The sequence below is a fragment of the Chloracidobacterium sp. D genome, assembly GCF_018304685.1.
Lineage (GTDB): Bacteria > Acidobacteriota > Blastocatellia > Chloracidobacteriales > Chloracidobacteriaceae > Chloracidobacterium > Chloracidobacterium thermophilum.
Genome location: NZ_CP072635.1, coordinates 568,215 through 586,950 on the forward strand (window position 1 = coordinate 568,215; position 18,736 = coordinate 586,950).

Below are 18,736 nucleotides of genomic sequence, written 5' to 3' on the forward strand. Positions count from 1 at the left end.
CAGCCAATGCCTCACCTGGACACCAACGGGATCAACCTCTATGTCGAAGACACCGGCGGCCCGTATCCGCCTGTCCTGTGCATTGCCGGACTGGGCTATGACGAGTGGTTTTGGGCGCAGTCGGTGACACCCTACCTGCGTGACCATTACCGGCTCATCATGCCAGCCAACCGGGGCGCCGGGCGCAGCGACAAACCGGCCGGGCCCTACACCACCGCCCAGATGGCTGCCGACATGCTGGGCGTCCTGGATGCCCTGGCGCTCGACCGCGTCATCGTCGTCGGCCATTCCCTGGGGGGCTTCATTGCGCAGGAATTGACGCTGGCCGCGCCGGAGCGGGTGCAGAAGCTCGTTCTGGCCGGCACGAGTTTTGGCGGCCCGCAGTCCATCCCGCCGACGCCGGCGGCTATGGCCGTTCTCATGCTCGACCGGAACCTCGACCCGATGGAACTCATCCGCCGGGGGCTGGAAACCGCTGTGGCACCCGCCTTTCTCGCCGCCAAACCGCCAATGCTCGAAGCACTGATTGCCTACCGGCTGACGACGCCCGTGCCGCCCGAAGCTTTCCAGAGCCAGCTTGTGGCTGGCGCGACGCATGACGCAGCGGAACGCATCAGCGCCATTACCTGCCCGACCCTGTTGCTGGCCGGGGAACTCGACCAGGTGGTGCCGCCCGGCAATGTCGAGCTTCTCAAGGCCAAACTGCCCCACGCGGAAACCGCCATCATCCCCGACGCCGGACATCTGTTCCCTATCGAGAAACCCCAAGAAACCGCTGCTGCGCTGGCCAGTTTTTTTGCCCGCCCCCTGGAAGGCGTGCCCGCCTGACGGCAGCCACAGAAGGAGTGCGCCCATGTCGCGCCACGTACAGATTCTTGCCACCGGCTGTTACGTCCCTGCCCAGGTCGTGCCCAACGCGGTCTTTGACGAGCGCTTTGGCGAACCGGTCGGAGACTGGCTGGTGGCCAATGTCGGCATTCACGAACGGCGCTACCTGAGCGAAGGTGAGACCACCTCCGACATGGTGACGGCCGCAGCCCGCCAGGCGCTCGAACGGGCGCAACTGAATCCAACCGACCTGGACCTCATCATCGTTGCCACCGACACGCCGGATTACCTTTCGCCGGCAACGGCTTCCGCCGTTCAGGCGAAGCTGGGGGCATCGCGCGCCGGCACGTTTGACCTCAACGCCGCCTGCGCCGGTTGGGTCACGGCGCTCAGTCAGGGAGCACTGACGCTTCTGGGTGACACTGACTACCGCTACATTCTCGTTGCCGGCGGCTATGCCATGAGCCGCTTTCTCGACCCAAACGATAAGTACACCGCCACGTTGTTTGCCGATGGCGCCGGGGCCGTCATCCTTGGTGCCGCCGAACGTCCGGGCTTTCTCGCCGGCAAGCTTCAGGCCCTTGGCGCGTTCCACGACGCCATGGGTATTTACACCGGCGGCGCTTTCCGCCCATGTACGCCGGAGACACTCGCCACGTACGGGCCGCCCAGAGTGCAGTTTGTCCGCAAGTTTCCACGCACCTTCAATACGGAATACTGGCCCGGACTTATCCGTGCAGCGCTTGCCAAAGCCGGCCACGCCCTCGATGACGTGGATTGGTTCCTGTTTACGCAAATCAACCTGCGCACCATCGAAATGGTGATGCAGCAACTCGGACAACCGCTCGCAAAGACCCACTGGGTCATGGACAAGTGGGGCTACACCGGCTCGGCCTGTCTGCCCATGGCGCTCGATGACCTGGTTGTGACGCGGCGCGGTTTGCGTCCGGGGCAACTCGTCGTCTTCTGCGCCAGCGGCGGCGGCATTGCGCTGGCAGCTTCTGTCTGGAGGTGGCAGCAAGGATGATTGGGCTGGGTGATTACCTTGGGCGACGCGCTGTGTATTCGCCTGAAGCGTTGGCCTTCGTGGATGCTTCAAAGCCGGAGCCGCTTCGCCTGACCTTTGCCGAAGCCAATGAGCGGGCCACGCGCGTCGCTGCTGCTCTGCGCCGGCTGGGCGTCACCGCCGGCGACCGGGTGGCCATTCTTGCCCGCGATGGCATTGAGCATCTCGACTTGTTCTTTGCCTGCGCCAAGCTCGGCGCGCTGCACGTGCCGTTCAACTGGCGGCTTCACTGGCGGGAACAACTGACCATCCTGGGGCAGATTCGCCCGCGCGCACTGGCCTTTGGCGCGGATTTCGTCCCGACGGTCAGCGCCATGCAGGAGACCGGCGAACTGGACGGGGTACAACTCGTCCATCTCGATCCCCAACCGGTGGCTGACAGTCTGGCCTTTGCCGACTGGCTGGCAACGCCAGCGCCGGATTTCGTCCCAACCCCGGTACAGCCGGAAGACATCGCGGCGCTCATCTTTACCGGTGGGACAACCGGAACTCCCAAGGCCGCAGCCATTTCGCACCGGCAGATCGCCTGGAACACCCTCAACACGGTCATCCACGACCTGCGTCATGGCGACCGCTATCTGAATGTGTTTCCGCTGTTTCACACCGGCGGGTTGTTTGTCTATACCGTCCCGCTGGCCATTCTGGGCGGGACGACCATTCTGGTGCGGCAATTTGACGCCGCACAGACGCTTGACCTCATCGCCCGCGAGCGGGTGACGGTCTTTGCCGGCGTTCCGACGATGTACCAGATGATGCAGGCCGCGCCCAACTGGGACACGGCTGACCTGTCTTCGCTGCGCTTCTGTACCAGCGGAGGCGCGCCGCTGCCGTTGCCCGTTATCGAAGCCTACCGGACGGCCAAGGGTATTTGTTTCAAGCAGGGTTTTGGGATGACCGAGTTCGGTCCCGGCGTCTTTGCCCTGGCGCCGGAAGATGCCGAACGCAAGGCCGGCTCCATCGGACGGCCCAACTTCTTTGTCGAAGCCGCCGTGGTGGACGAACAAGGTCACAAACTGCCGCCGGATACCCCCGGCGAGCTGGTGCTGCGGGGGCCGTCCGGCTCATCCGGCTATTTTGGCAACCCGGAAGCCACGGCGGCCAGCCGCGACGCTGAAGGGTGGTTCCATACCGGCGACATGGCGCGGCAGGATACCGAAGGCTACTTCTTCATTGTGGACCGCAAGAAGGACATGTTCATTTCCGGCGGCGAAAACGTCTATCCGGCTGAAATCGAACAGGCGCTCTATGCCCATCCGGCCGTGGCCATGTGCGCCGTTGTGGGCGTTCCTGACCCCAAGTGGGGCGAGGTCGGCGTGGCGTGCGTCGTACTGAAACCGGAGATGACCGCCACCGAGCCGGAACTCATCGCCTTTTTGCGCGACCGTCTGGCGGGCTACAAGGTGCCCAAGGCGGTACGGTTTTTCGACGCCCTGCCCATCAGCGCCGCCGGCAAGCTGCTCAAGCGTGAGCTGCGCGAGCGGCTGCTTGGTTCACCCAACGGATAAACCATCCTGGAAAAAATCCCTACCAGTTCACTCAGGAGTAAGGAGTTCACCCCCATGTGCAACCGACTTTTGCGCCTCTGTCTGGCGCTTTTCATTGGCTGTCTGGCCGGGGCGCCCGTCTTTGGGCAGGTCTCGACCGGACAGTTGAGCGGCACCGTGACCGATCCATCGGGCGCCGTTGTTTCCGGTGCGACCGTCACCGTCATTCAGAAAGGCACGGGCACAACCCGGACGGTGACGACGGGCGACGCCGGCACTTATACCGTGCCGCTGCTTCCACCGGGCACCTACCGGGTCGAGGTCACGGCACCCAACTTTCGCAAAACCGTTCTGGACGATGTTCCGGTGCGGATTACCGAAAACACCACAGTTGATCTCACCTTGCAGGTCGGCGATGTCAGCGGCGAAGTCGTGGTCGTCACGGCCGAAGGGCCGCTGGTGCGGACGGACTCATCCAGCCATGGGCGCGTCATCGAGGAGCGCAGCCTGCGCCAGTTGCCGCTTCCAACCCGCAACTTCCAGCAGCTTCTGACGCTCAGCGCCGGCACCTCGGCCAACATCACCAACACGTCAGAAGTCGGACGCGGCGACACGGCCATCAACGTCAACGGCCAGCGCACAACGAGCAACTCGGTGCTCATCAACGGGATTGACGCCAACTCGATTGGGACGGGTTCAACGCCCAATCTGGCTGTTCCTGCCACGGACTCGCTCCAGGAGTTCATTGTGCTGACCAGCCAGTACGATGCCTCGGCCGGACGCAATGCGGGTGGTATCGTCACCGCCGTGACGAAGTCGGGCACGAACGAGTTTCACGGCAATGCCTACTTTTTCCTGCGCGACACCTCACTCAACGCCAACAACTTCTTCCTTAAGCGCCAAGGCATTGATCGTCCCACCAATGAACGGTATCAGTACGGTGGCACGCTCGGTGGTCCGATCATCAAGGACCGGCTCTGGTTTTTCGGCTCCTACCAGGGCACCCGTGAAACCAACGGCACGTCGCTGACCAACAGCCTGTCGGTGGTCGGCACGCCGCCCGACCTGACCGATGACCGTTCGGATGCGGCGCTGGCGGCATTGTCCCGTGCCCGCGCCCCCGGACTGGCCGCGTTTGGACAGCTTGGTTTTGTCAACCCGGTGGCCCGCCGTCTGCTTCAGGCGCGCTATCCCGATGGCTCCTTCCTCATTCCGTCGGGCAACGGGCAGATTGCGCGCATCCTGCCGGCGCTCTCGAAATTCCGGGAAGAACAGTTCAATGCGAACGTGGATGCCCAGCTCGGCAACGCCAACCGGCTGGCTGTCAAGTTCTTCTTTGCCAACAACCGGACTGACCAGGGGCTGTTCAGCCAGTTTGGGCTAGGCAATGTCCTGCAGACGCCGGGCTATCCGGTGCGAACAGATGCCAACAACCGCTTCCTTGCTGTCACCGACACCCACGTGTTTGCCAGTGGCTTCATCAACGAAGCGCGCTTTGGCTTCAACATCATTCCGGCAAAAGCGACGCCGACCGAACCGTTCACGGCGAATCAGTTTGGCATCAACTCGCCCAATCGCAGCCGCTTCCCCGGCATGCCCGCCATTGGTCTGAACAACTTTTTCACTGCCGGACCCTCCGGCTTTTCGGCCAGCGACAACCAGGCCGACACCCTCACGGCCGGCGATACCGTGACCTACACGACCGGCAACCACGCCCTGAAGTTCGGCGGTGAGTACCGCTACAACCGCGTCCGGGTGGAGTTTGACATTTTTGCCCGTGGTTCGATTACCTTCACCGGCGCACTGACCAATCTGGCGGCCCTGGCGCCGCTCTTTACACCGGGACGGCGCGATGCCTTCACGGAATTTCTCGTGGCGGATGCCTTTCCGGGCTTCAATCCGGTGTTTTCGATTATCGGCCCCGGATCGGCCAAACGGCAGGTGCGGGCGCATGACTTCGCGTTGTTCTTTCAGGACGACTGGAAAATCCATCCGCGCCTGACCCTTAACCTTGGCATCCGGTACGACTACTTCGGGCCTTTTTTCGACACCGAAGGCCGCTTCGTGACCTTCGATCCTGACCGCTTCCGCGCCAACGCCCCCGGCAACGGCTTCCTGCAGGCCGGCAATGCCAGCCCTGGCATTCCCAACGTGCCTAAAGTCGAGCGGGGACTCGTGCCGCCCGACCGCAACAACGTTGCGCCCCGGATTGGGTTTGCCTTCCGGCCGCTCGACAGCAACCGGTTCGTCATCCGGGGCGGCTACGGCATCTACTATGACCGTCCGAACTCGCGCGTTGTCAACAACCAGGGGCTGACCTATCCCTACTACACGCTGGCGCTGGCGCAGTTTTCGCGACCCTTCGCCAACCCGTTCGTACCGATTCCACAGCAGTACCCGGTCGGCTTCCCCTTCATCGTGCCGAATGACCTGTTCAACCCCTCGCTGCCGGTAGGGCCGACCAACCAGCCGAACATTGTCATTCCGGTGCAGGGCATTTACCTCAACCGCAACCTGCGCACGCCTTACGTCCAGCAGTATTCCCTTGGCGTGCAGTGGGAGTTCATCAAGGACACCCAGCTTGAAATCGCCTACGTCGGCTCGGTCGGCCGCAAGCTGACGCGCTTCCGCAACCTCAACCAGACGACCTCGCCGAATGCGGTCGGGACGTTCACCCTCAGCCCGCTGTTTTCGACGATTCCAACCATCGGTTTTGGCGTCCACGCCCAGGAAACAACCGCCAACTCCAGCTACAACTCGTTGCAAATCAGCGTGACGCGGCGGCTGGCCAAGGGGCTTCAGGGGTTGTTTGCCTACACGTGGTCACACACGATTGACAACTACTCCGGGCAGATCACTTCCGCCGGGACGAGCGACGTGTCGGCCGACGTGGGCGACCAGGCCACCTTTGCCGGAACGCGCGGGACGGCAGACTTTGACCGGCGGCACCGCGTCGTGGCCAGCTTCGTCTATGACCTGCCGAAGTTCTATCAGGGCGACGGGGCGCTGAAATACCTGGTCAACGACTGGCAGATTGCTGTGGTGTCCATCGTCCAGTCAGGACTGCCCTTCAACGTGATTTCGGGGCGCGGACTGTTCGATGCCTCACGGGCGGACTTTGTCCCTGGCTTCCGGGGTAGTGCCGCGCGCAGCGGGGATGTGCGCAGCCGGCTGGACAACTACTTCAACACAGGTGCGTTTGTTGTCGCCACGGGCGTTGGCAACTTTGGCAACACCGGCCGCAACATCCTGCGCGGCCCGGCGCAGGCCAACAGCGACATGTCCATCGTCAAGTTCTTCCCGATTGGTGAACGGCAGCGGGTTGAATTCCGAACGGAATTCTTCAATGCCTTCAACCAGACGAACTTCGCCAATCCGGTCAGCACCGGAGCGCCACTTGTGCCGGGTGGCCCGCCGTTGAACCCCAACTTCGGGCGCATTCTCTCGACTTCGACGGGGCCGCGGCTCATTCAGTTTGCGTTCAAGTACAGCTTCTGACCGCCACCGGCAGGCAAAGGCCGGCAACATCAAAAGGGGTGGAGGACACGTTCCCCACCCTTTTTATTCTTCGCGTGGCCCGGTTTGCCGGCCGTGTGTTCCGGCTACTCGATATTGACCGAGATGAAACGGAACTCCCAGCGGCCGTTGAGCTGCACTTCGACTTCGAGCACCACGGTTTCACCAAGGCGCAGGTTCTGGGTAAGTTGTGCCAAGTCTTCGGGCGACCTGACCGGACGCCGGTTCAGGCTGTGCAGCACCATCCCCTTGACCAGGCCGGCTTCGTCGGCCGGGCTGGCAGGACGCACCGACTCGACGAGGACACCTTCCGGACGACGCAGTTTGGAAACCAGATCAGCCGGAAGCGGCACCGCCTTCAGGCCCAGCAGGTTGGCATCCTGGGCAGCCTCGGTTTTGGGTGTTGGCCGCATCGCCGTTTCGGCGGCTGGGCGCTCATCAATCGTCACCTGCGTCTGCTGGCGCTGCCCATCCCGGATGAACTCGACCGTCACCGTTTTTCCGACTTCGGTTTCAGCGACTTTGGTCGTCAGTTCGCGCTCATTGCGGATGGGCATGCCGTCGAAACGCACGATGAAATCTCCGCTCCGCAAACCGGCGCGCGCGGCCGGGCTGTCGGGGCCGACCGTATCCTGAACCAGCGCCCCTTCGGTACCGGGCAGGCCCAGCGACTTGGCCTGGGCTTCGGTCAGCGGTTGCACCGGCAGGCTCACACCGAGCCAGCCCCGGCGTACCCGCCCTTCCAGAATGAGTTTGCGGCAGATGCGTTCGACGAGGTCGGAAGGAATGGCAAACCCGATGCCTTCACTGCCGCCTGACTCGGAAAGGATCATAGTGTTGACGCCGATGACTTCCCCCCGCAGGTTGAGCAGCGGCCCCCCGGAATTGCCCGGATTGATGGAGGCATCGGTTTGCAGATAGTTGTTGTACTGCGCAAACCGGTTGGTGCGCGAACTGGGCAGGTTGCGGCCCGTGGCGCTAATGACGCCCACGGTCAGGGTTTGTTCAAGGCCGAACGGCGCGCCAATCGCCATCACCCAGTCGCCCTGCTCCATTTCTGACGGATCCCCAAGTGTCACCGGCGTCAGTCCCGTCAGGTCAACCTTAATCACGGCCAGATCGGTAGCTGCATCCACGCCGACCAGTTTGGCCAGGGCCTGCCGGCCATCATCAAACGTCACCCGGATTTTGTCGGCTTTGCCAACAACGTGTTCGTTGGTGACGATGTATCCATCGGGGCTGATGATGAACCCGGAACCAGAGCCACGCTGTTTGAGGCCGTCTTCCATTCCCGGAATCGGCGGATGATTCCGTCCCAGCCCCAGCGATTCGGCGGAAATGGTCTCGACGACCCGGAGGCTGACCACTGACGGCTTGACAAGTTTGCCGATCTTCCGAAAGACCGTGGAAAGGTCGGCCGCCACGCCGTTGAGCGGCTCTCCCCGGTGTGACACGATGGAGAGCTTTGACAGATCGGGGGCCGCCGGGCGCGCGGTTCGGGCGAGCACCATCCAGCCGCTCACGACCAGTGCAAACCCGATAGAGACAACCAGCACCGACTGGAGCGCAAAACCAAGCAACTTGCGACGTATCTGCATAGGGGCCACGTCCGATGGGAAGGAATAGGTAATGGGAGGAGGACAAACGAGTGTGAGGCGCATGCAACCCGACTGTCAACGATGGTTGTCGCTTGGTGTGCCGTTTCCAGCGCAGGTTACGGTGCGAATTTTCCGACTTTTTCCCCCGGCTAGGTCTCTACAGTGGCAGGTGCTTCCAACCCACACCAAATGAACTGAACCAAGGCCATGATGCCACGTTTGTTGCCAGCCGGAATGTTCTGCCAATTGCTTTTTGGCGGCCTGTGGCTAGGCGTCACGGGTGGATGGCTGGTTGCCCAGCAGCCATCCCGCCCGATGCCGGAACCGGACGCCGATGGGGCCATCCTGCGCCAGGGGGCAGAACTGCCGGCAGCCCTTTATGAATCGCGCCTGCTGGTACGGGTGTTGGGGCTGACGCCGGAACAGCGCCGGCAGATGCAGGAAGTGCGCCGCCAGGAGGGACCAACCCTGAATGCGGCGCGGCGGGAGGTCTTCCGGCGTCGTCAGGCCCTCACGGAAGCCATCTACAGTGTGGAAACCAGTGAGTCATTGGTTGAACAGTGCGCCCGTGAGCTGGCCGAAGCCGAAGCCAACCTGACCCGGCTTCGGGCGCGGATGCAGTATCGCATCCGAATGGTCCTGACGCCCGACCAGGTGCGTATCCTCAATGAGCTGCGCGCCGATCCGGGAACATTCCAGCCCCGTGCGCCGGAGCGCCCCGGTCAACGTCAGCCTGGCCGTCCGCCAACGCCATAGCCTTGCCCATCGCCTCGAACGTAAAGTCATCGTGGTGGCTTTCCCGTGTGGGATGGGGCTTCGGCATCGGCGTGCTGTGCTGGCTCAGCGCCGCGCGCAGCGGAACAACCCCGGAGCGTTACGGCAACGATTTCACCGTGTTTTATGCCGCCGCGCGGCAGGTGTGGCTGACGGGGAATCCCTACGAGATTCCCATCCGCGCCGCCACGCCCTATCTCTATCCGCCTTTGTTTGCCCAGCTTCTGACACCACTGGCGTGGCTTTCCTTGCCGGTGGCGGCATTCCTGTGGGCTGTGGGTAACATCCTGGCCGTTGGCTGGCTGTGGCGACTGGTACAGCCGGTTCTGCCGGCGACGCCCGACCAGAACCTGCCGCATGCCGGGTGGTGGCTGGTGCTGGGACCCGTTCTGCTTGGCAACTTCCTGCTGGGGCAGGTCAATCTCTGGATCGCCGCGCTCGTGACCTTTGCCTTGCTGGCAGATGCCCAACGGCAGTGCGCCGCAACCGGCGGACTGGCGCTGGCGGCAGCCGTCAGCGTCAAAATTTCGCCGGTATTGCTGATTCCATACTTCGTCGGGCGGCGCGCGTGGCGTTTGCTGGCGTGGTGGGCCGTGTGGATGGGGCTGGGCAATGCGCTGTCCTGTTGGGGGCTGGGCCCCCACAGGTGGGCCATCCTGCACAACTGGTATCGGGAAATCATCCTTCAGGGGTGGCATTTTGATTTTGCCGTCGCCAGCAACCAGTCGCTCTACGGTGCGCTTTTGCGGGTTATCCGGTGGGCTGGTGTTGGGGAACAGCTTCCCTACTGGCCGGTGGCCTTGCTTGGCAGCGGCGGGCTTTTCCTTCTTGGGCAGGTCTATTGCCGGGGAGTAGGGCCGTCGGTGTACCGGGTGGCAGCCGTGGCCGGCGCGTGGGGCGTCCTTGGCAGTCAGCTCAGTTGGGTGGCGCACTTTGCAACATTGGCCCTGGTGGTTGCCATCCTGCTTCGCTGCCAGAAAAACCATTCTCTGGCGCGGATGTGGCTTGTGGCCTTCGGGGTGTGTACGTGGTCGAGTTTCCAGGTTGTCCCAAGCGCCCTGCGCCTGGGGGTTGAGGCATGGTCGCTCTTTGCACTGGTGGGACTGGGCGCTACACTGACGCTTGCCTTTTCAACTGAACAGGACTTGCCGGAGCGTCTGGAAACGACGGAGTAACCTCTGTCGTTTGCCCAGTGGACTTTGCCGCTGCATGTCATCCACCTAGATCGCCACTGAGACAAGCCAGATGGAGTTCGATACCAGTCCGGCCGCAGAGCGCCGTCTGACGCGCAGTGATACCTTCGCCGTAGGCCTTTTCACCGTGCTTTACATCCTTCAGGTGGCGCATGCAGCAGTGACCCGTTCTTTCTGGCTGGATGAATTGTTTACGTTTTACATCGTCACTATGCCGGACTGGGCCGGGATGATGGACCTCATCCAGCGCGGCCCCGACCAAAACCCGCCGCTGTTTTATGCCCTGACGCGCCTGGTCGTCTCGGTTTTGGGCGAAAGTGAAGGGGCCTTCCGCCTGCCGGCGATGGTCGGGTACTGGGTTCTCTGCGTGACGCTCCACCTCTGGGTACGCCTGCTGGGTGGCGGACAGACGGCAGCCCTGGTGGCGATGACGACGCCGGTGTTCACCAACGTGGTGTACTACGCCAGTGAAGCCCGTCCTTACGGCTTGATGCTTGGTTGTTTTGGCGCGGCGCTCGTCAGCTACACCCTGGGCGATATTTTCGCCCAGCAGCCGGATTACAGTCGCCGGGCCTGGCTTGGCTTAGGCGCCAGTTTGTCCTTGGCCATGGCTTTTCATTACCTGGCGCTGATTCCCATCGGATGCCTGTGGCTGATGGAAGCCTGCCGCACCTGGCGTACGCGGCAGTGGCGGTGGGCCGTCTGGGCGGCGCTCTGCGTGCCGTTGGTCGTCCTGGCTTACAACTGGCCTGTTTTCACTGAACAATCCAAACTCCCCTACTGGAAAACAGAACTACACTGGTTTGAGCTTCCCGACTTTTACCGCTGGATGCTGGGCGACTGGGTTTGCCTGGCCTTTCTGGTCATGGTCGGGATGGCTGTGCTTTGGGAGTGGCGACAGCGTCGCACCGCACGCGAGACGGTATCACCCGGCAGCCGACGGAATGCACTGGAATGGCTCGTGTTGGGGCTGGTATTGACGTTTGGGTTGCCGGCAGGATGGATGGGGCTGATGCAGGTAACGGGCAGAACCATGTTTACGCCACGCTACCTGCTGCCGGCCGTGGCTGGTCTGGCCATCCTGTTGACCTTTGGCGTCCGGCATCTGGCCAGGTGCCGCGCCAGAACACTTGCCGCCGGAATCTGGATGCTTCTGACGGTTTCAACCCTGTGGGTAAGCCTTCAGCCGTGGCAGTTGGCGCGTCCAGGTATCGAGGAAATCGTGAATCTTCCCAACCCAACGCAACCGGTTGTTCTCAACGTCCCACGCTTCCTGACCATCAAACACTACTACCGCGACCAACTTCCACAGGTGGTTCACGTGCTGGGGATGATGACTTACCGGCAGCCTGAAGACCCAGAACGTGGACTGCGGGCGCTTTCACGAAACCCACGCGCCCCACGTTTTGAAGACCGGGACAGTTTTCTGAAAACCCACAGCCGTTTCTACTACGCTTGCCACAAAAGCAACAAAGAGGTGATTCAAGATTTGGAAGAGCTTCAACTGCCAGTCATCCGGGAAACAGATGAATACATTGTGTATGAGGTTTTTGAACCACACTTCTAACCTGCCTTGACGACTAAAGTGGTCGGGTTTCCAGGTTGTCCCAGGTGTGCTGCGCCTGGGGGTTGCGGCGTGGTCGCTCTTTGCGCTGGTGGGACTTGGCACTACACTGACGCTTGCCTTTTCAACTGAACAGGACTTGCCGGAGCGTCTGGAAACGACCGAGTAACATCTGTTGTTTGCCCAGTGAATTTTAGGTTTGCATGTCATCCGCCCAGGTCGCCGCTGAGACAAGCCAGATGGAGTTCGATACCAGTCCGGCCGCAGAGCGCCGTCTGACGCGCAGCGATACGCTGGTCATCGCCCTGTTCACCGCGCTGTATGTACCTTACGTAGCCCACGCGGCAGTGACTCGGCCTTTCTGGATAGATGAGTTGTTCACCTTCTATGTCGTCACGATGCCCGACTGGAACGGAGTCATGGACCTTTTGTGGCGTGGTGCTGACCAAAACCCACCGCTTTTCCACGCAGTGACACGCCTGATTGTACTGGCATTCGGTGAAAGCGAATGGGCTTTTCGCCTGCCGGCGATGGTCGGGTACTGGGTTCTCTGCGTGACGCTCCACCTCTGGGTACGCCTGCTGGGTGGCGGACAGACGGCAGCCCTGGTGGCGATGACGACGCCGGTGTTCACCAACGTGGTGTACTACGCCAGTGAAGCCCGTCCTTACGGCTTGATGCTTGGTTGTTTTGGCGCGGCGCTCGTCAGCTACACCCTGGGCGATATTTTCGCCCAGCAGCCGGATTACAGTCGCCGGGCCTGGCTTGGCTTAGGCGCCAGTTTGTCCTTGGCCATGGCTTTTCATTACCTGGCGCTGATTCCCATCGGATGCCTGTGGCTGATGGAAGCCTGCCGCACCTGGCGTACGCGGCAGTGGCGGTGGGCCGTCTGGGCGGCGCTCTGCGTGCCGTTGGTCGTCCTGGCTTACAACTGGCCCATCTTTGCTGCACAGTCTAAACTTCCTTACTGGAAAACCAAACTTTGCTGGTCTGAGCTGGCCCACTTCTATGGCTGGATGGTGGGCTTCCGGGTCATACCGTCTGAAACAACGGATATGCGTCAGGCTTGGACGCCAAATGCATGGACCTGCTCTGTTTTCCTTACTCTGGTGGGCGGGGCAATGGCTTTGAACTGGCAACAGGGCCGTGCTGTCGAGGGGTCGGCATCGCCCGGCAGCCGGTTTAGGGGTTCAGCATGGGCTATGTTCGGACTGGTGTTAGGTTTTGGGTTACCTGTGGGGTGGATGGTGTTGATGCAGGTAACGGGCAAAACCATGTTTATACCACGCTACCTGCTTCTGGCCGTGGCTGGTCTGGCTATCCTGTTGGCCTTCGGCGTCTGGCATCTGGGAATGTTCCCTGCCAGGATACTCACCGCCGGAATCTGGATACTTCTGACAGTTTCAGCCCTGTGGGTAAGCCTTCAGCCGTGGCAGTTGGTCCGTCCTGACATCGAGGAAATTGCAGACCTCCCTAATCCATCGCAGCCGATTGTCCTTACCCCCCAACACTTCCTCCCCATCAAGCACTACTACCGCAATCAACTCCCGCAGGCAGTTCATGTGTTTGGACTTATGACCTACCCGCAGCCTGAAGACCCAGAACGTGGACTGCGTGCACTCTTGCGAAATCCACGCACTCCACGTTTTGAGAACATAAGAGATTTCCTAAAATTACATAGAAAATTCTACCTGGACTGTCATAAGGTTGATGACGCAGGAATAATTCAGGTACTGGAGACAGAAAAGATGCCGGTTGTCCGGGAAACGGCTGAATACATTGTCTATGAGGTTGGTATTCCGGACTAAGCTCCAGGCCCTGTATGCCTTTTACGCGACTATAGTCCACGCGGCAGTGACTCGGCCTTTCTGGGTGGATGAACTGTTTACGTTCTACATTGTCACCATGCCCGGCTGGGCCAGGATGATGGACCTCATCCAGCGCGGCCCCGACCAAAACCCGCCGCTGTTTTATGCCCTGACGCGCCTGGTCGTCTCGGTTTTGGGCGAAAGTGAAGGGGCCTTCCGCCTGCCGGCGATGACCAGCTACGGGTCTGATGAAAAACCCACCTTACCCAAGGGTATCCTCTGCTTTCACGCCCCTGATCTCCATCTGCGGGCGGTCCCCATCGCGGGAAAGTAACCGGACCGTCGCCTTCATGTTCGGCGTCAGGTGCAACGCCTCCATCAAATCCGTCGAAAGCCGTAGCATTCCACCCCGCCCGCCGGCAATGTAAGCCGTTACACTGCCCAAGACACCGTTGATCTCAAATGTAACGGTAACGCAGGTCGCCGAAGGCAACCCATGAGCTTCCTTGACCGACGGCGGCAACCCGATAAACGTCCGCTGGTGCGGATCAACACAGGCAAAGTTTCTGGCAAGCTGCGCGGCTTCACCCGGCAGAATGGGCGAAACCGGCGCGGTGTACTCAAAAATTGGACTCAGCATCCCAGTGCCCCTTTGTGAAAAACACCAAAGCTACACGCCGGGCAGCCGGTGACCCGCTGGCTTGACGGTCACTTGTCACTCAAACCAGAATTTCCCCACCGGAGTACTCCCGGAATCCTCATGCCAAAAGCATCATTCCAGTATTCAACTCAAGGTCACGCCTATGTCCCAGACCAAGACACCCCGCAACGTCCTTGGCGGCCCGCTCGAAACCTGCTGCACCTCCCCGATGACCGGCTTTTACCGGACGGGCAAGTGCGAAACCGGCCCCGATGACATCGGTACCCACGTCGTCTGCGCCCGGATGACGGCCGAGTTTCTGGCCTTCACCAAATCGCGGGGCAATGACCTGTCAACCCCGGCCCCGTGGTTCCGCTTTCCCGGACTCAAACCCGGCGACCAGTGGTGCCTTTGCGTTTCCCGCTGGAAAGAAGCCCTTGAAGCTGGCGTCGCGCCACCTGTCATCCTCGAAGCCACCCACGAAAAGGCACTTGAAGTCGTTTCGCTCGAAGACCTCAAACGTCATGCTCTGCCGGAGCCGTTCAGCGACGTGGACGAAATTGTCCTGCCGGAAGACGAATAAATCAAACTGCCCAGGCACGACGGAACATCGCGCCCGGGCAGTTGTGTTTCCCAACCTCAGAACGGACTCATCAACAAATCGCCCAGTTCGACATAGACATTTTTGACCTGCGTGTAGTGGCGCAGCGCCTCCGCGCCTCCCTCACGGGCATTGCCGCTTTGCTTGTAGCCGCCAAAGGGCGCGTGCGGGAAAAAGATGTTGTGGTTGTTGATCCATACCTGCCCGGCACGCAGGGCTTTCATCATGCTGAGACCGCGCTTGATGTCGCGCGTCCAGACGGAAGCCGCCAGCCCATAAACCGAATCGTTGGCCTGGGCAATCACCTCGTCTTCATCCTCGAAAGGAATGACCGACGCCACAGGCCCAAAGATTTCCTCCTGCGCAATGCGCATGCGATTGTGCGCGTCGGCAAAGATGGTGGGACGCAGATAGTTGCCGGCTTCCGGCAGCCCGGCCGGATGCGTGCCGCCCGTGATGAGCCGCGCGCCCTCAGCCCGTCCCAACTCGACGTAACCCAGTACCTTCTCGTACTGGCTGCGGGTCACGAGCGGGCCGTTGTTGGTCGCCTCATCGAGCGGTGGACCCACTACGAGCCGGTCAGCTTCCGCGGCAAAGCGCTCCAGAAATTCCTCATACACGGCGCGGTGGACAAAAATCCGCGTGCTCGCCGTACAGGTCTGGCCGGAGTTGTAAAACGTCCCCATCAGCGCGCCCGTCACGGCCAGCTCCATGTCGGCGTCGGCACAGATGATGAACGGCGACTTGCCGCCGAGTTCGAGCAGCACCCGTTTGAGCGTCCCGGCCGCGGCCCGGCTCACCAGCTTGCCGGTTTCCGTCCCACCGGTCAGCGACACCAAATCCACTTCAGGATGTTCAAGCAGGTAAGCCGCCACTTCATGCCCCGGTTCGGTGACGATATTGAGCACCCCATCGGGCAGTCCGGCGGACACACACAACTCGCCCAGTTTCAGCGCCGTGAGCGGCGTTGCCGGCGATGGCTTAAGCACCACACTGTTGCCAGCCGCCAGTGCCGGAGCGATTTTGAACGCCGCCAACACCAGCGGATAGTTGTTGGGCGCAAACCCTACACACACGCCCACCGGCTCCCGCAACGTAAAATCCAATCCCGATGCCGGCACCGGGATGGTTTCGCCGTAGATTTTGTCAGCCCAGCCGGCAAAGTGCCGGAACGTGTCCACCACCACCGGGATTTCAAAGGCGCGGGCATAGCCAACCGGCTTGCCCTGATCCATAGCTTCAAGCTGCGCCAGAACATCGAGATTGGCTTCGATGAGGTCAGCCAGCCGGTTCAGAATCTTCGCCCGCATCGAGCCGTCGGCATTGCGCCAGGTGCCCAGTTCAAAGGCTGCACGCGCCGCCTGTACCGCCCGCTCGGCGTCGGCGACTGAAGCATGGGGAACGGCCGCCAGCGGCGTCCCATCGGCCGGCGAAACCGTGTGAAAAACACGCCCGTTTTCAGCCCCAACGAGCTGTCCGTCAATGAGCATCTGGTAGGTCGGCAGGTCCCCGGTCGCCGGGGTATCGGGTGCGGTGTGTGGAGCAGACATGGAGGTTGGTACGTCCTTTCGCCAGGGTGAACACTGGGGCTTACGTTAGGCACACCTTCGTTCCAAAACAAGGGCCAGCGCCCTGTCTGTTTCCTTGTCAGGGCACCCGTTGGGTCATCCCCACGGCATTGCCGCTTTCGCTGGTCCGGAAACATGTTCCGCGCAACACCGGACGCCGGAAACCTGCGAGGCTCAGCAACGGAAGCCGTCATTGTTGCTGACTGTCAGATGTGATACCAACGGCAACCTTGAAAACGCCAAGTGCAAGGACAATCACCGGCACCACCGGAGTTTTCCCAAGTCGCCTACGCCGAGACCCAAACATCATGCGCTTCCCCCTCCAGTTCACGCTTGCACAAGCGCGCCACCGCGCCAGAATGGAACGCCTTGGTCGGAAACGTTACCCGACCGTGCTCATGCTTGAACCGCTCTACACCTGCAACCTTGCCTGCCTGGGCTGCTCAACCGAGCGTTACACCGGCAAACTCTCCGACCGGTTGCCACCGGAAAAATGCTTTGCCGCCGTGGACGCCTGTGGCGCGCCTATTGTCAACATCTGTGGCGGCGAGCCATGCCTGTACCCGGAACTCAAAGAACTGCTCGAAGGGCTGTTTGCCCGCGACAAGCACGTGATCTTCTGCACCAATGCGCTCAAGCTCGAAGAAAAACTCTTCGGCGTCGTGCCGCCCACCCACCGGCTGCTGCTGATGATTCATCTCGATGGCATGCGCGAAACCCACGATTACGTCACCAACCGCGCCGGGGTGTTTGACAAGGCCATTGATGCCATCCGAAAAGCCAAAAAACTCGGCTACAACGTCTATCTGAACACAACGGTCTTCCGCGAAACCAGGATCGAGGAAGTCGAGCAGCTTTGCCAACTCGTGGATGAACTCGGCGCGAACGGGATTTTGATTTCTCCGGGCTACGAGTACCAGAGCGTCAAAAACGACATTTTTCTCAACCGCGAACAGACGCACGAAAAATTCCGGGCCATCCGCGCCTTTGCGAAGAAATACAGGATCAACGCCACGCCCAAGTTTCTGGACTTCGCTGCCGGCCTCATTGAGCTTCCCTGCGCGCCGTGGTCCACGGTCAACTACACGCCGAAGGGCTGGAAAGCGCCCTGCTACCTCATCGAGGGCGAAGGCTATTTTCAGGACTTTGAGACCTTCTGGAACACGGTTGACTGGAACTACTGGGAAAGCCGCCAGGACCCGCGCTGTGTCAACTGCAAGATGCACAGCGGCTCGGAACACAGCGCCGTCGAAGAAGCCATGAAAACCCTGCGCGGCAAGCTGCAACTCGCCGCCTGGTCGCTAGGGATGGGCGTATGAACACGGCGCAGGACGGGCAAGCACCAGGCCGCCAGTCACGGCTGAAAAGCAGCCTCAGTCAAACCGACATCAAGCCGCAGATCACGCCATTCGGTCAGACTGACCCGTTGGCCGTCCACGGTTTCGAGCAACTCGATGGGCAGGTTGACCTGGGCATCCACCACGTAAAGACGCACCCGATTGCCCTGCGCCAGCCGCAGCAGGTAGGCGTCGCCCCGGAGCGTCACAGCGGCTTCCGCGCCAGCCTGCAACATCTGCTCGATCTCTTCGATCAGGCTGCCAAAGTCACTGCGGGCAAAATCGCGCAACTCCTCTCGTACCAGGAAGGTTGGAATGGGAAAGCCATTTTTGCGCAGGCTGGTTTTGCCGTCCCGGCCCAGGACGACAACCGCTCCCTTCGACCGGCCGACACGTCCCACCAGCTTAATGAAATGCGGCTTCTTGAACGCATAGTCGCTTTCGGAAAATTCATCGGGCCGTCTGAAGTTCCGCTCAATCAGACGACAGGTGTAGTCCTGCACGCGCTCAAACGCGGCCCGCATGCGTTCGACCAGTTCCGAGGGGGCCAGATCATCCGCCCCGGCCGGGCCGGGCAGCCCGATCAGCAGCAACCCCAGCACGACGGCGACCAAGTTGCGACGAAATACCGGTCCGCTCATGAAACCCGCCGCCCTCCTTCGGGCCGGGGAACCAACCGTCTGGCAACGGACAGCCTTGAAATCAACCTCCGGGCGGAGGCAGTGCGCCCTCCCCACGGGATCACGGAGAACATAAACA

The 18,736-nt window shown here is 61.3% G+C and carries 14 protein-coding genes; 10 read left to right on the forward strand and 4 right to left on the reverse strand.

Translation table 11 applies throughout. From position 1 onward, the window contains the following. The first annotated feature begins 6 nt into the window (after positions 1 to 6). The 4 genes from J8C01_RS13540 to J8C01_RS13555 are packed head-to-tail and all read left to right on the forward strand — an operon-like array spanning position 7 to position 6,876. Complete coding sequence (locus J8C01_RS13540) at positions 7 to 828, forward strand: alpha/beta fold hydrolase (protein WP_211432774.1); 822 nt, start codon at positions 7 to 9, stop codon at positions 826 to 828. A gap of 25 nt (positions 829 to 853) precedes the next feature. Beyond that, a complete protein-coding gene (locus J8C01_RS13545) occupies positions 854 to 1,855 on the forward strand; it encodes a 3-oxoacyl-ACP synthase III family protein (protein WP_211432775.1) in 1,002 nt (333 codons plus the stop codon). After that, positions 1,852 to 3,399: an acyl-CoA synthetase gene (locus J8C01_RS13550; protein WP_211432776.1), complete on the forward strand. Its 1,548-nt coding sequence runs from the start codon at positions 1,852 to 1,854 to the stop codon at positions 3,397 to 3,399. The genes J8C01_RS13545 and J8C01_RS13550 overlap by 4 nt, the downstream gene beginning before the upstream one ends. A gap of 54 nt (positions 3,400 to 3,453) precedes the next feature. Continuing rightward, a complete protein-coding gene (locus J8C01_RS13555) occupies positions 3,454 to 6,876 on the forward strand; it encodes a TonB-dependent receptor (protein WP_211432777.1) in 3,423 nt (1,140 codons plus the stop codon). A gap of 104 nt (positions 6,877 to 6,980) precedes the next feature. Here the strand turns inward: J8C01_RS13555 and J8C01_RS13560 are convergent, their stop codons facing one another. After that, positions 6,981 to 8,492 carry a trypsin-like peptidase domain-containing protein gene (locus tag J8C01_RS13560; RefSeq protein WP_014100999.1) on the reverse strand — a complete coding sequence of 504 codons (1,512 nt, stop codon included), beginning with the start codon at positions 8,490 to 8,492 and terminating at the stop codon, positions 6,981 to 6,983. A 207-nt stretch (positions 8,493 to 8,699) separates the two neighbouring features. Here J8C01_RS13560 and J8C01_RS13565 point away from each other — a divergent pair, with 207 nt between their 5' ends. The 4 genes from J8C01_RS13565 (at position 8,700) to J8C01_RS13580 (ending at position 13,831) form a co-directional block, all read left to right on the forward strand. Further along, positions 8,700 to 9,248 carry a Spy/CpxP family protein refolding chaperone gene (locus J8C01_RS13565; protein WP_041569965.1) on the forward strand — a complete coding sequence of 183 codons (549 nt, stop codon included), beginning with the start codon at positions 8,700 to 8,702 and terminating at the stop codon, positions 9,246 to 9,248. Positions 9,249 to 9,295: 47 nt separating this feature from the next. Beyond that, positions 9,296 to 10,441, forward strand: coding sequence for a glycosyltransferase family 87 protein (locus tag J8C01_RS13570; protein WP_211432778.1), 1,146 nt, complete (start codon positions 9,296 to 9,298; stop codon positions 10,439 to 10,441). 70 nt (positions 10,442 to 10,511) lie between these two features. Further along, positions 10,512 to 12,026: a glycosyltransferase family 39 protein gene (locus J8C01_RS13575; protein ID WP_211432779.1), complete on the forward strand. Its 1,515-nt coding sequence runs from the start codon at positions 10,512 to 10,514 to the stop codon at positions 12,024 to 12,026. Positions 12,027 to 12,262: 236 nt separating this feature from the next. Continuing rightward, positions 12,263 to 13,831 carry a glycosyltransferase family 39 protein gene (locus tag J8C01_RS13580; protein ID WP_211432780.1) on the forward strand — a complete coding sequence of 523 codons (1,569 nt, stop codon included), beginning with the start codon at positions 12,263 to 12,265 and terminating at the stop codon, positions 13,829 to 13,831. A gap of 262 nt (positions 13,832 to 14,093) precedes the next feature. Here J8C01_RS13580 and J8C01_RS13585 read toward each other — a convergent pair whose 3' ends face one another. Then, positions 14,094 to 14,471 carry a hypothetical protein gene (locus J8C01_RS13585; protein WP_148264099.1) on the reverse strand — a complete coding sequence of 126 codons (378 nt, stop codon included), beginning with the start codon at positions 14,469 to 14,471 and terminating at the stop codon, positions 14,094 to 14,096. A 163-nt stretch (positions 14,472 to 14,634) separates the two neighbouring features. On the opposite strand from J8C01_RS13585, the gene J8C01_RS13590 reads away from it, so the two are divergent. Further along, complete coding sequence (locus J8C01_RS13590; RefSeq protein WP_211432781.1) at positions 14,635 to 15,054, forward strand: DUF2237 family protein; 420 nt, start codon at positions 14,635 to 14,637, stop codon at positions 15,052 to 15,054. Between the two features lie 56 nt (positions 15,055 to 15,110). On the opposite strand, the gene J8C01_RS13595 is transcribed toward J8C01_RS13590, so the two are convergent. Beyond that, positions 15,111 to 16,622 carry an aldehyde dehydrogenase family protein gene (locus tag J8C01_RS13595; RefSeq protein WP_249355495.1) on the reverse strand — a complete coding sequence of 504 codons (1,512 nt, stop codon included), beginning with the start codon at positions 16,620 to 16,622 and terminating at the stop codon, positions 15,111 to 15,113. Between the two features lie 326 nt (positions 16,623 to 16,948). Between J8C01_RS13595 and hpnH the strand changes: the two genes are divergently transcribed. Beyond that, positions 16,949 to 17,959 (forward strand): adenosyl-hopene transferase HpnH, encoded by a 1,011-nt coding sequence (gene hpnH / locus J8C01_RS13600; RefSeq protein WP_211432782.1) that lies wholly within the window; start codon positions 16,949 to 16,951, stop codon positions 17,957 to 17,959. Positions 17,960 to 17,994: 35 nt separating this feature from the next. Here the strand turns inward: hpnH and J8C01_RS13605 are convergent, their stop codons facing one another. Continuing rightward, complete coding sequence (locus J8C01_RS13605; RefSeq protein ID WP_211432783.1) at positions 17,995 to 18,618, reverse strand: hypothetical protein; 624 nt, start codon at positions 18,616 to 18,618, stop codon at positions 17,995 to 17,997. Positions 18,619 to 18,736: the final 118 nt, after the last annotated feature.

Bases quoted from the DNA above. Each gene is read 5' to 3' on its own strand.
- J8C01_RS13540 (WP_211432774.1), top strand. From the start codon at position 7: ATGCCTCACCTGGACACCAACGGGATCAACCTCTATGTCGAAGACACC.
- J8C01_RS13545 (WP_211432775.1), top strand. From the start codon at position 854: ATGTCGCGCCACGTACAGATTCTTGCCACCGGCTGTTACGTCCCTGCC.
- J8C01_RS13550 (WP_211432776.1), top strand. From the start codon at position 1,852: ATGATTGGGCTGGGTGATTACCTTGGGCGACGCGCTGTGTATTCGCCT.
- J8C01_RS13555 (WP_211432777.1), top strand. From the start codon at position 3,454: ATGTGCAACCGACTTTTGCGCCTCTGTCTGGCGCTTTTCATTGGCTGT.
- J8C01_RS13560 (WP_014100999.1), bottom strand. From the start codon at position 8,492: ATGCAGATACGTCGCAAGTTGCTTGGTTTTGCGCTCCAGTCGGTGCTG.
- J8C01_RS13565 (WP_041569965.1), top strand. From the start codon at position 8,700: ATGATGCCACGTTTGTTGCCAGCCGGAATGTTCTGCCAATTGCTTTTT.
- J8C01_RS13575 (WP_211432779.1), top strand. From the start codon at position 10,512: ATGGAGTTCGATACCAGTCCGGCCGCAGAGCGCCGTCTGACGCGCAGT.
- J8C01_RS13580 (WP_211432780.1), top strand. From the start codon at position 12,263: ATGGAGTTCGATACCAGTCCGGCCGCAGAGCGCCGTCTGACGCGCAGC.
- J8C01_RS13585 (WP_148264099.1), bottom strand. From the start codon at position 14,471: ATGCTGAGTCCAATTTTTGAGTACACCGCGCCGGTTTCGCCCATTCTG.
- J8C01_RS13590 (WP_211432781.1), top strand. From the start codon at position 14,635: ATGTCCCAGACCAAGACACCCCGCAACGTCCTTGGCGGCCCGCTCGAA.
- J8C01_RS13595 (WP_249355495.1), bottom strand. From the start codon at position 16,622: ATGTCTGCTCCACACACCGCACCCGATACCCCGGCGACCGGGGACCTG.
- hpnH (WP_211432782.1), top strand. From the start codon at position 16,949: ATGCGCTTCCCCCTCCAGTTCACGCTTGCACAAGCGCGCCACCGCGCC.
- J8C01_RS13605 (WP_211432783.1), bottom strand. From the start codon at position 18,618: ATGAGCGGACCGGTATTTCGTCGCAACTTGGTCGCCGTCGTGCTGGGG.